At 55.5% G+C, this 12,207-nt stretch carries 11 protein-coding genes; 4 read left to right on the top strand and 7 right to left on the bottom strand.

Annotated elements, in window-relative coordinates; genetic code table 11:
- Positions 1-161: 161 nt before the first annotated feature.
- Positions 162-932 carry an AMP nucleosidase gene (locus ABD851_RS04225; RefSeq protein WP_344975828.1) on the bottom strand — a complete coding sequence of 257 codons (771 nt, stop codon included), beginning with the start codon at positions 930-932 and terminating at the stop codon, positions 162-164.
- 53 nt (positions 933-985) lie between these two features.
- Here ABD851_RS04225 and ABD851_RS04220 point away from each other — a divergent pair, with 53 nt between their 5' ends.
- Positions 986-1,420 carry a type I restriction enzyme HsdR N-terminal domain-containing protein gene (locus ABD851_RS04220; RefSeq protein ID WP_344975825.1) on the top strand — a complete coding sequence of 145 codons (435 nt, stop codon included), beginning with the start codon at positions 986-988 and terminating at the stop codon, positions 1,418-1,420.
- A gap of 61 nt (positions 1,421-1,481) precedes the next feature.
- On the opposite strand, the gene ABD851_RS04215 is transcribed toward ABD851_RS04220, so the two are convergent.
- The 4 genes from ABD851_RS04215 to ABD851_RS04200 form a co-directional block, all read right to left on the bottom strand.
- Entirely contained in the window at positions 1,482-2,909 is a 1,428-nt protein-coding gene (locus ABD851_RS04215; protein ID WP_344975823.1) for a Glu/Leu/Phe/Val family dehydrogenase, read from the bottom strand.
- Between the two features lie 58 nt (positions 2,910-2,967).
- Positions 2,968-3,204, bottom strand: a complete 237-nt coding sequence (locus ABD851_RS04210; protein WP_344975820.1) for a CcmD family protein — start codon at positions 3,202-3,204, stop codon at positions 2,968-2,970.
- Positions 3,197-3,859 (bottom strand): cytochrome c biogenesis protein, encoded by a 663-nt coding sequence (locus ABD851_RS04205; RefSeq protein ID WP_344975818.1) that lies wholly within the window; start codon positions 3,857-3,859, stop codon positions 3,197-3,199. The genes ABD851_RS04210 and ABD851_RS04205 overlap by 8 nt, the downstream gene beginning before the upstream one ends.
- 212 nt (positions 3,860-4,071) lie before the next feature.
- Positions 4,072-4,731, bottom strand: coding sequence for a heme exporter protein CcmB (locus tag ABD851_RS04200; protein WP_344975816.1), 660 nt, complete (start codon positions 4,729-4,731; stop codon positions 4,072-4,074).
- An 82-nt stretch (positions 4,732-4,813) separates the two neighbouring features.
- Between ABD851_RS04200 and uvrA the strand changes: the two genes are divergently transcribed.
- Genes uvrA through ABD851_RS04185 form a run of 3 tightly spaced genes read left to right on the top strand, consistent with a single transcriptional unit; the run spans position 4,814 to position 9,009 of the window.
- Positions 4,814-7,699, top strand: coding sequence for an excinuclease ABC subunit UvrA (gene uvrA / locus ABD851_RS04195; RefSeq protein WP_344975813.1), 2,886 nt, complete (start codon positions 4,814-4,816; stop codon positions 7,697-7,699).
- Between the two features lie 28 nt (positions 7,700-7,727).
- Positions 7,728-8,216 carry a DUF6452 family protein gene (locus tag ABD851_RS04190; RefSeq protein WP_344975810.1) on the top strand — a complete coding sequence of 163 codons (489 nt, stop codon included), beginning with the start codon at positions 7,728-7,730 and terminating at the stop codon, positions 8,214-8,216.
- Positions 8,188-9,009, top strand: coding sequence for a DUF6048 family protein (locus ABD851_RS04185; RefSeq protein ID WP_344975807.1), 822 nt, complete (start codon positions 8,188-8,190; stop codon positions 9,007-9,009). Before ABD851_RS04190 ends, ABD851_RS04185 begins: the two co-directional genes overlap by 29 nt.
- 46 nt (positions 9,010-9,055) lie before the next feature.
- On the opposite strand, the gene ABD851_RS04180 is transcribed toward ABD851_RS04185, so the two are convergent.
- A complete protein-coding gene (locus ABD851_RS04180; protein ID WP_344975804.1) occupies positions 9,056-10,393 on the bottom strand; it encodes a hypothetical protein in 1,338 nt (445 codons plus the stop codon).
- Between the two features lie 331 nt (positions 10,394-10,724).
- Positions 10,725-12,077, bottom strand: a complete 1,353-nt coding sequence (locus tag ABD851_RS04175; protein WP_344975801.1) for a M20/M25/M40 family metallo-hydrolase — start codon at positions 12,075-12,077, stop codon at positions 10,725-10,727.
- Positions 12,078-12,207: the final 130 nt, after the last annotated feature.

Genomic DNA, 12,207 nt, shown 5'->3' with positions numbered 1-12,207 from the left:
CGGATTTTATTTTACCTGCGGAGCCGGAACGGAAGTTTCCGGTTTCTTGTTTCTGATTTGAGGTTCAGTAGTCTAAAGTCCAAAGCCTAATGTCTAAAGTTGACCTGTGGAATGAAACCTTAGACGTTGGACGTTAAACTTTAAACTTCCCCTTAGAGGGGTTAAAAATGCAGGTGCTTTACGGTAAGGCCGTTGTTGATCAGCTGCTTCAGCGAGTCGATACCGATGCGGAGATGGGTTTCCACATATTCGGAAGTCACCTTTTTGTCGCTCTCGGTGGTCTTCACTCCTTCGGCCACCATCGGCTGGTCGGATACCAGCAGCAGGGCGCCGGTAGGGATGTGATTATAGAAGCCCACGGTAAAGACGGTAGCGGTTTCCATATCCACGGCCATGGCGCGGATACGCTGCAGGTATTTTTTAAAAACACCGTCATGCTCCCATACCCGGCGGTTGGTGCTGTAGCAGGTGCCCGTCCAGTAATCAAGCGCATGATCCCGGATGGTGGTGGAGATGGCTTTTTGCAGGGCAAAGGCCGGCAACGCAGGTACTTCCGGGGGAAAATAATCGCTGGACGCGCCCTCCCCGCGGATCGCGGCAATGGGCAGGATCAGGTCACCGATCTTGTTTTTCTTTTTCAACCCGCCGCATTTCCCGAGAAAAAGCACCGCCTTGGGGCTGACGGCGCTCAGCAGGTCCATGATGGTGGCGGCGCTGGCGCTGCCCATCCCGAAATTGATAATGCTGATGCCTTCGGCCGTGGCGCACTGCATGGGACGGCCCTCCCCCTTTACCTTCACCTTGTGCTGCTCGGCAAAAAGATAGACATAATTGCTGAAATTGCTGAGCAGGATATATTTCCCGAAACGATCCAGCCGCTCCCCGGTGTACCGGGGCAGCCAGTTGCTGACGATTTCTTCCTTGGTTTTCATGCTACTTTTTGGGCATCTAAAAATAATGTATTTTATTTACACCGGTCCCTGCTATGATCCATATTCCCTTTCCCGAACCCGATTTCACTGTCCGCGAGGAAAACGGCAAGACCTATATCTTCGACCGCATCCGCAAAAGGATGGTCCTGCTGAGTCCCGAAGAATGGGTACGGCAGAATTTCATCGCCTACCTGACGCTCGCGCTGCGATATCCCGCCGCGCTGATCAGTATCGAGAAAGCCCTGCAGCTGGGCAGCCTCAACAAGCGGTACGACATTATCGTCTACAAAGACGACCGGCCCTGGATGATGGTGGAATGCAAGGAAGCAGCGGTGGAGATCACGCCGGCCACGCTGGAGCAGATCCTGCGTTACAACATGGCCCTGCCGGTGGAATACCTGGTCCTTACCAACGGGAAGCGGACCTATTGTATCCGCCGCAGCCCGGCCGACTGGGCTTTCCTGGACCGGCTGCCGGCATACGGGTGAAGCGCCAGACGCCCCCCCGGGTTGCCGGACCGGGGCATCGCCAAAAAGAAGCGGGCCGGTATCAGGGGAAGATGCCCAGCTGGGCGTAAGCCTCGCCGACCTTGTCGATAGCGCAGACAAAAGCCGCCGTACGCATGTCCTTTATCTTGGGGTCGCTGTTCCGGATGGCGCGTATCTCCTGCACGGCGGCGCACATGGTTTCCTCCAGCCCCGAATAGACCAGGTCCACCTCGTCGGCGCCATGCGCGATAAAGCGGCGCTCCTGTTCCGATATCTTTTTACCGGTGAGCGACTCTATGTTGTTCATAATATGCACATTCATGTTTTCGCTGAACCGCTTTTCCAGGCGTCCGTAGCGGACATGGCTCAGGTTTTTCAGCCATTCGAAATAGGATACCGTTACCCCGCCCGCATTCAGGAATACATCGGGCACCACGGTAATGCCTTTCCGGTGCAGGATATCGTCGGCCTCGGGCGTCAACGGTCCGTTGGCGGCCTCCCCGATGATCTTTGCGCGGATACGGGGCGCGTTATGGGCGTCGATCACGCTTTCCAGCGCAGCCGGTATCAGGATATCGCATTCCAGCTCCAGCCCGTCGGTGTTCTTCTTCAGGTTTTTGGCATCCGGAAACCCGGTGACGGACCCCGTTTCCTGGCGGAATTTCAGCACCTCCGTGGGATCCAGTCCTTTGGGGTTATAGATGGCCCCGTCCCATTCTATCAGACAGATGACAATGGCGCCGGCTTCATGAAAATATTTGGCGGCATGATAACCCACATTGCCCAGCCCCTGGATCACCACCTTCTTCCCTTCCAGGCCGGTCGACAGCCCTACCTGCTTCATTTCTTCAGGGCTGTTGCAGATTTCCCGCAGCCCGTAAAATACACCGAGTCCGGTGGCTTCTGTCCGGCCGCGGACCCCGCCCTGGGAAACGGGCTTGCCGGTAACGCAGCCCATCGCATCGATCTCTCCGGGGCGCAGGCTCTGGTAGGTATCCAGTATCCAGCTCATCTCCCGGGCGCCGGTGCCGTAGTCGGGCGCCGGCACATCCACGCCGGGTCCGATAAAATTCTTTTTTACCAGCTCTGAGGTATAGCGGCGGGTTATCTTCTCCAGCTCATAAGGCGTATAGTTCCGGGGATTGATGCGGATACCGCCCTTGGCGCCTCCGAAGGGAACATTGACGATAGCGCATTTGTAGGTCATCAGCGAAGCCAGGGCCATGACCTCATCCTGATTGACTTCCTCGCTGAAGCGGATGCCGCCTTTACAGGGCAGCTTGTGATGGGAATGCTGCACACGGTAGGCCTCGATAACATGGATATCCTTCCCCACCTGCACGGGAAACCGCATGCGGTACACCGCGTTGCAGGCTTTGATCTGCTCCAGGATGCCTTTTTCCCAACGGGTAAAACGGGAAGCCTTGTCGAAGTTCTTCTCCACGCCTTCAAAGAAGCTGTACGCAGAGCCTTGCGCTTTGGTGGCCATACATAATGGTTTTGGAAGATGGACAGGATAGTTTGGAATGCCGTACCGGCTCCTCCGCTCAGGAGGAAGCGGAACGCTGGTCTTTTTCCATACGGCTGATGCGGCGCTCCATGCGGATCAGGAACAGTACGATGCCGATAAAGATAACCACCAGAACGGCTACTACCACATAGATCTTGCCGTTCTGCTGCAGGGCGCTGTCCATTTGCGGGGAAGCGCCGGACTGAGCCAGCACAGGAAGGGCGGCCGGAAGAAGGGACAAAGTCAACAGAAACAGAACGCTGAGCTTACGCATGGATCATTCGGTTTAATTCAATCTTTTTCATCCGGACCCGCAGATCCAGCAACCATGCCCCCAGGAGCGTCCATCCGACAATGGCAGGATAAAACACCATCCTCAGATCGCTGTCCAGGTCATAGGTATTAAACCCGGGGTTGCCTCCGTTACCGGGGTGCAGGCTGTCCGTCATACGGGGGATCACAAACAGCACCGGGATCATCAGGATGAAGGCAAAGATGTTGTATACGGCGGATACGCGGGCACGTTTGTCGATATCCGTAAAAGAATTCCGCAGGATGAAATAGGCCAGGTAAATCAGCCAGGCAATAGCGGCGCACAGCTCCTTGGGATCATTGCTCCAGAATTCCCCCCAGGTAAAGCGGGCCCATATGGAACCGGTGATCAGACCCAGGGTGCCGAACAGAAGCCCCACGCGGGCCGCCTCTACCGCCACAATGTCCCGGGCGGGCTGCGGATTGCGCAGGTAACCGATAGCGCTGGCAAAGGAAACAAAGAAGATGATCAGCATGCAGAACCACATGGTCACATGGTAGTACAGGTTCCGGATGGTTTCGTGCAGGATCTCAAGCGCCGGCACCGGCATCAGCAGACCACCGATAATGGTATACAGCAACAGGACAACGCAAAGAATTTTCCACCAGTATTTCATCCGTCAATATCCGTTTTCATCCTTTTTCAAAAGGCCATCATTTCTTTAAAAAACCTGCCAGGCAACGGCTAATCCCCGGCTGAAAAAGACTTTGCAAACGTACACGAAATTTGCCAAATCCCCAAAGGAGGCGGCTTTTTAGAAGAAGTAAGCCAAAAGAGGAAATATGCCTGTATAAAATCAAAACAAGCGTATGACGGGTTGCACAAAAATCAATTTTTCCACAAAAAGGGGAAGAGGATCACCGACAGGGCTACTACCAGTACATCCATACCGGCCAGTAAAACGATCATCCGGGTCAGACCCGGCTGATAAACCGAGAGAAAGGCCGACTGCGTGGCGTTCACCAGGATCATCACCTGGATGATCACCAACGGGAAGCCCATGATAGCCATCAGGGCCGCATTCTGTCCCGCCTTGGCCGAAATGGCCGCCAGCATGGTAAAGGTCAGCGCCAGCCCGGCGCCCCCCAGGCAGACCATGCCGATAAAAAACGGGATATTGATAAGCGGATTCCCCAACCACATCATATACAGCAACAGGCTCAGCCCGCTCATCAGCAGCATCAGCAGCACATTGTAGATCAGCTTGGCCGCCACAAACTCTGTCGCCCCCACCAGGGTATAGAAATACAGCATCCGGCCCGGGCTTTCCTGAAGAAAACTTTTGGCCACCGTGTTCACCGTGATAAACAGCTGGATCACCCAGAACAGGGCATTCCATATCTTCGCCTCCGGCTGCCGTATGGCAATATACATGACAAACACCGTGGAGGTGACATACAGGAGGATGCCGTAAAAGGCATACTGCTGCCGCCATTCCAGCAGGAACTCCTTCCGGACCAGGGTCATGACCTGTGACAGTGAACGCATCCCGGGATTTGTTGTTATAAATGGACCCAAAGATAGAGATGTTTGCGGTTTCCCTAACTTTACAGTCTTTTGAAGTGACATTATGCCCAGACAATCCCGTTCCCCAAACCCTGTTGCCCCTGATAATGAAAGCATAGCCGTATACGGGGCGCGGGAACACAACCTGAAAGATATCAGTATCCGCCTGCCCAAAAACCGGCTGGTGGTCGTTACCGGCATCAGCGGCAGCGGCAAATCATCGCTGGCCTTCGACACCATTTACTCCGAAGGGCAGCGCCGCTACCTGGAAAGCTTTTCGGCCTATGCCCGGCAGTTTATCGGCGACATGGAGCGTCCCGATGTGGACAAGATCACCGGTCTTTCTCCCGTGATCTCCATCGAGCAGAAAACCACCAACCGCAATCCCCGCTCTACCGTAGGCACCGTCACTGAGATTTACGACTTCCTGCGCCTCCTGTATGCCCGTATCGGGGAGGCCTATTCCTATAATACGGGCAAAAAGATGGTACGCTTCTCCGAGGAAGAGATCGTAGAGCACCTCTACCAACATTTTCCCGGACGCAAGCTCACCTTGCTGGCGCCCGTGGTCCGGGGCCGGAAAGGTCATTACCGGGAGCTGTTTGAGCAGCTTCGCAAACAGGGCTATCTGAAGGTCCGCGTGGACGGAGAGATAAAAGACCTGGCCCCCCGTATGCAGGTGGACCGGTACAAAGTGCACGATATAGAGCTGGTGGTGGATCGTGTGCAGGTAACCCCTCCTTCCCGCGCCCGCATCAGCCAGAGCGTGCAGAAAACGCTTGAGCTGGGCAAGGACCTGATGTTTGTAAACGTGTTGGCCGAAGGGAAGGAAAAAGAAAAAGATACGGTATACAGCAAGCAGCTGATGTGTGAGGATACGGGCATTTCTTACGAAGAGCCCTCCCCCAATACCTTTTCCTTCAACTCGCCTTATGGCGCCTGTCCCCGCTGCAAAGGGCTGGGCACCATTTACCAGGTCAACCTGAAGGAAGTGCTGCCCGACGGGAGCAAATCTGTCAACGAAGGCGGTATCGCCCCGCTGGGCGAAGCGCGGGAAACCTTTGCCTTCCGGCAGGTTCAGCAGCTGGCGCGGAAATACAAGTTCTCCCTTTCCGTACCGGTCAGCAAGCTGCCGGAGAAGGTGGTAAACCTCCTGCTTTTCGGTGATGAAAACGCCAGCGTGGATATGGAGCTGGACTTTGACGAAAACGGCTCCTCCGTCTATACCACCGAGTACGAAGGAGTGGTCAACACCGTAAAGCGCTTTTTTAACGACACCACCTCGGATGCCCTCCGCGGCTGGGCGGAAGGTTTTATGGAAATGGCTCCCTGCCCCGAGTGCGGGGGCGCCAGGCTGAAAAAGGAAAGTCTCTGGTTTCTCGTCGACGGGAAAAACATCCACGAGCTGGGCGAACAGGACCTGCAGGGACTATTCCATTGGTTCGAAGACATAGAAAAGCGGCTGTCCCGCAAACAGGTGACCATTGCCAAAGACGTGCTCAAAGAGATCCGGGACCGCCTTAGCTTCCTGCTCGACGTGGGATTGAATTATCTTACGCTGAACCGCCCTACGAGGACCCTCAGCGGGGGAGAGTCGCAGCGTATCCGTCTGGCCACCCAGATCGGCTCCCAGCTGGTCGGCATCACCTACATCCTGGATGAGCCCAGCATCGGGCTGCACCAGCGCGATAACCACCGCCTTATCAATGCCCTGAAAAACCTCCGGGACACCGGCAATACCGTTATCGTGGTAGAGCATGACAAAGACATTATGCTGCAGGCGGACCACCTCGTGGATATCGGTCCCGCCGCGGGCATCCACGGGGGCAGGATCGTGGGCGAAGGCAGTCCCAAAGATTTTCTGAAGCTGAAAACGCCCACCGCTTCCTATCTCAGCGGGAAAAAAGAGATTGCCGTACCCGCTGTCCGGCGAAAAGGCAACGGTCATGAGCTGGTGCTGAAAGGGGCCCGCGGCAATAACCTGAAAAATGTTACCGCCCGCTTCCCGCTCGGCACCTTTATCTGCGTGACCGGCGTATCCGGCAGCGGCAAGTCCACCCTCATCAAAGACACTTTTTATCCCATACTGGCCCGCCACTGCTACAACTCAAAGCTGCAGCCGCTCTCCTACGACAGTATAAGCGGGCTGGAGTATGTGGACAAGGTCATCGAGATAGACCAGTCTCCCATCGGCCGCACTCCACGGAGCAACCCGGCCACCTACTGCGGATTTTTTACCGATATCCGCCAGCTCTTTGCCCAGGTACCCGAAGCCAGGATCAGGGGCTACAACGCCGGCCGGTTTTCCTTCAACGTCAAAAGCGGGCGCTGCGACGTGTGCGAAGGCAGCGGCATGCGGGTCATCGAAATGAACTTCCTGCCCAATGTATATGTACCCTGCGAGAAATGCAACGGCAGGCGCTACAACCGGGAAACGCTCGAGATCCGGTACAAGGGAAAATCCATTTCGGATGTGCTCAACATGACGGTGGATGAAGCTGTGGAATTTTTTGAGCCGGTGCCTTATCTGCTCCGCAAGGTCAAAGTGCTGCAGGAGGTAGGGCTGGGATACATTACCCTGGGTCAGTCCGCCGTAACCCTCTCGGGCGGGGAAGCCCAGCGGGTAAAGCTATCCACCGAGCTGTCCAAGAAAGATACCGGGAAAACCATCTATATCCTCGACGAACCGACCACCGGCCTGCACTTCCAGGACATACAGCTGCTGCTGAATGTGCTCAATACCCTGGTGGACAAAGGCAACACCGTGCTGGTGATCGAGCATAACATGGACGTGATCAAGGTGGCGGATCATCTCATCGATCTGGGACCCGAAGGCGGGGAAGGCGGCGGCACCATCCTCTGCACCGGTACGCCGGAAGCGGTGGCCCGCCACAAGACCAGCCATACGGCCCGGTTCCTGAAGACGGAATTAAAAGCAGATAAAAGCTAACTTGCAGCCGAAACAGTCTGAGCCCGACGTGAAAATAAAGCTATTCCATATCCCGGCTATCCTGTTGCTGCTTGCCGGCATCAGCGGCCTGTCGTCCTGTGACGACTCAAAAAGCTGCAATGCGCCGGTGGACAGCTTCCTGGGTATTACCTTTCATTATATGATAGATGATGAAAGGGAAGCCGATACCACACTGCCCGCCCTTACCATGTACGGCATAGGCCGGGAAGACAGCCTGCTCGCGCTCAACCAGCCTGTCAACAGCGTTTTTGTGCCGCTGAAGCAAACCGCGGACACCACCCGCTTTTATCTGCAGACCGATTCCACAAGCCACGGAGGCGATACGATAACGGTAATGTATAAACGCAGCTTACATTTCATATCGCCCGGATGCGGATTTTCTACTAACTATACGCTGGATTCCGTACATTTTACCCGGCACTATATTGATTCCGTTTGGATAAACCGACCCGATATCACTACCAGCAATGTCGAAAACCTTAAACTTTATTTTTAAAGGTCTGCCTGCATTGCTGACCATCGCGCTGCTGCTTGCGGCGGGGAAGGGCTATGCCCAGTATCCCTCCGACCTGAAATACGGCATACGCATCGGGGCCGATCTGAGCCGCATTGCCATGCATTATGTACAACCTGCCCGCACGGATGTGGAGATCAACGGGGATGCGCGGATAGACAGCAACCTGTACATAGCTGTCGATGCCGGCTGGAACCGGACGCATGTTGATAACAAACCCGAGTTTGCCTACCGCTCCAGCGGTATCTTCGGCCGTTTCGGGATCGATTACAACATGCTCAAGCCCCAGTTTCCTTTCGAAAACAGCATCGTTTATGTCGGCTTCCGCTATGGCATCGCCCGCATGCAAAGAACCATTCCTTATTACCTGGTTACCGACCCCTACTGGGGCAATACGGAGGGCAGCTTCGACAAGCGCACGCTGATGCCGCAATGGGTGGAAGCGGTGGTAGGTATGAAGGCTGAAGTGCTGCAAAACCTGTTCCTCGGGTGGAGCCTGCGCTTGCGGGTGCTGGCCACTCCGAATGTGGACAAACAGGTACGGCCCTACGTCATCCCCGGTTACGGCAAGGGCATGCACAACGCCATATTCGATTTCAATTACAGCATCAGCTATAAAATTCCGCTCTGGACACCAAGGCCAAAGGCGCCCAAACCATCGAAGAAAGAGACTGCTCCTCCGGAAGGTCCGGCGGAACTGCTGCCGGCACCGACCACGCCGGCAACACCGGCGGACTCCACGAAAGCGCCGCTGCAGCCTCCCCCGCCGGCATAACTACGCATGCTGCCGGAGCATGGCATAGCAGAAAAAAAGAAGCTTATTACGGAGCAGCGGCTCCTGTGTTTTCCGCTCTGCGGATGAAAGGCAGCAATTCGTTTAGCTGAACCGGGCCGGCTTTATCGTCCAGCTCGATCACTACCGCATAACCCACCGGACTTCCGGTGCTTTTCAGCGCATCCACCAGCTGCTGCTGGTAGCTGCTGGTGCGGCTGCCGTCGGCCGGCGACCAGGTTTCCAGCGCACACAGGCAGCCTTCGGAAGGCGTCTGCGGATAATATACCTGGCCCTTATAAAAAGAAGGGTCGATAGTGGTACCATGCGCGATGATGGCCGAACGTCCCGCCTTACCGGCATAAAAGGCATCGTATACCGGCAGGTACGACTGCCAGGAAGCGGGCAGCAGATCGTGGTAGGCCTCCTTCTGCCAGCAGCTGTCTGCCCCGATATAGTTGATCACAAAGCTGTCCACCGGGATCTCGTAGGGCAGCGACAGCTGGATATTTTGCGTAGGGCCGATAAACTGGCTGCGGGAAACGGCGAACCCCGACATGCGGTAGACGCCCTGCGGCGTATTGCCGTTGGTCAGGTAAAAAGGCAGGTTGGAGATGGAACGCGCCAGCTGGGGTACGGCGAAAACACTTCCGTCGCCATTGCGGACAAAGCGCCCGTCCGGCCCGCGCACGACGACCATACCCGGATAATCGCGGTTGCGCCGCTGGAAGCTGTACAGCACCGGCAGGCCCGGCGCAAACTGCAGCCCCAGCAGGTCGCGGAGATCGGGAAGCGGCGGCGGCGCGTGCCGCGCTCTTCCCAGATCGGCTTTCAGCATCATGATCACGGGGTTGTCCCGCGCCGTATCAAACCGGCTGCGCAGTCCTTCCAGAATGGCGGGCAGCGCATCCGGCGTTGTCCCGCCCCGCCAGAGATAATTGGCGCAGATAGCAAAAACCTTGGCGTTTGTGGTCCGCTGCATCAGCCGGATCACCTCGGGCCGGAAGGCCGTGGGAAAATTCGTATATACCACTTCCACCAGCGCCCGCTGAAAATCTGCGTTCTGCCGGTCGACCATGGAAAAAGCATACTTCAGCCGTTCGCGGGCATAATCGGTATGATAGAGGATCAGCTCCATGGGCCAGAAGCTGCCCCGGAAGTCATAGGCGTTGTCCGCATCCGTAAGCGGCAGGGAAATATTTTTCAGGATGCTCCATTTGAGCAATCCTTCGTAAAACCGCTGCCGGAAATCAGCGGTAGTGTTCTTTGCGATCACCACGCTTTCCGTCGCTGCAGTCTGCGGCAGCGCCATCCCCTGCGCATGCAAAGAAGACGCATCCAGCATACCCAACAATCCGCAAAACGTTATGAACAGATATTTTCGCATGTCGTTAAAATCCGGTTTCGAGGTTTCTGGTTTGACGTTTCTGATTTGAGGTTTCTGGTTCAATAGTCCAAAGTCCAAAGTTTACTTCGCGTACAATGTTTTTCATAGGTCTCAGTGAAACGCAGTTCGGCAACACTATTTAAAAATAAATCAACTTCGTTGCCAATGCTGCGCATTTAACATCCAAGGTTGATTGTCCGAAAATGAACTTTAGACTTTGAACCTTAGACTTTAAACTGCTATATGCCTTTCGCCCTTTTACCTTTTACCTTTCACCTTTCACCTTTTATCTTTTACCTCTTCCCCTATTAGGGGTCAGGGAACCCGCCTTTCACCTTCCTATCGCGGGAAACACCGGCAGGCTGCGGCTGCCGTCTTCCCCTATCGCCTGTACCGCAAAGAAATAATTATCTTTTGAATAAGGAAGGATCAATGTTTCGCTGCTGGTAAAAAACCGCCGTTGCCACATCGGCTGATCGGTTTCACGCATCAGCACATAATATCCTTTCACCCGGCCGTGAGCCGGCGCTTTCCAGTACAGCCGCGTTTTATTGGAAAGCTCGCGCACATCCATCTTTACCTCCTGCGGTACCGAGGGCGCCGCGGCCAGCTCGGCAACGGCCGCCAGGTTCAAACCGGTATTTTTCCGCAGATAGGCAAAGTCCATGAAACGGGTCAGGTCCCCGTAAATTATACCGTTCGCCTTCCGGACATCCTGGTGCTGATGCGTATAATTCTCATAATAATCGGTGATCCGTACGGCTGTATAGCCCCGCTCGGTAAAAGGCAAGTGGTCGCCTCCCCGCAAAAAACGGTCGCTCCGGTATATCAGCTTCACGGTAAGATTATCCACATAGCGATCAGCAGCGGCTTTGATATACCGCGCCAGCTCCCGGGAGGGACTGTCGTTTTCCCCGCCCGTGGCCCGGCGGAGGGCGGCCTGCGCAGGCGTTTCTGCCCGGGGAATGCCTTCGCTGAACACCCGGACGCGGGTATTGTCCTGCAGGTCCGTGCCGCCCGCTGTGCTTTGTCCGATCATATCGTTGTTGATCATCGCAGCCACTTCGCGATGCGCCTGTTTCATCTTTTCCGCCAGGTGAGCGGCCCCGAGCAATCCCTGCTCCTCACCGCTTACCGCTACCCACATTATGGTAGCTGCCCGGGGATGAGAACCCATCACGCGGGCCATTTCGAGCAAGGCGGCCACCCCGCTGGCATCATCGTTGGCGCCGGGGGCATCGCCGGTGCTGTCCATGACATTTGTACGGCGACTGTCCAGGTGAGCGGTGATGATAAAAACACGGTGGTCCGCCGTATCCGTGCCCGGCAGTACGGCCATTACATTGGCCATTACGATGGGACGGTTTACTCTTTTGCCGTCTGCGGGTTGCTGCCAGGTATCCAGCGTCACCTTCAGCCTGCCTTTGCCTTCAGCGGAAAAGCTGCGGAATTGCTGCAGCAGCCAGTGCTGCGCCGCGCCGATGCCACGCTCCGGGTCTGTACGGTTGCTTAAGGTATGGCGGGTGCCAAAAGAGACCAGCTTTTCCACATAGGATCTCAGACTGTCTGCCGATACGGCACGGACAAGCGCGCTTATGCCGCTGTCATCCGGCAATTCCTGTGCCATACCGGTCTTCAGGCCCGCCAGGAGGAAAACGAAAACAGCCGTCACCGTGCAGCGCATATTTGATTTTTGCGATAAAGTTACCCATTATTACCACAGCAGCAACCGCGCAGTCCGCAAAAGAGGGGCGGTGAACAACGGGAGGCATATTGACTAATCATCTATAAATCAGATTATTATAAAACTTCTA

The sequence above is a fragment of the Compostibacter hankyongensis genome, assembly GCF_039541075.1.
In the GTDB taxonomy this organism is placed as follows: domain Bacteria; phylum Bacteroidota; class Bacteroidia; order Chitinophagales; family Chitinophagaceae; genus Compostibacter; species Compostibacter hankyongensis.
This window is presented reverse-complemented; position numbering and strand designations above follow the sequence as displayed.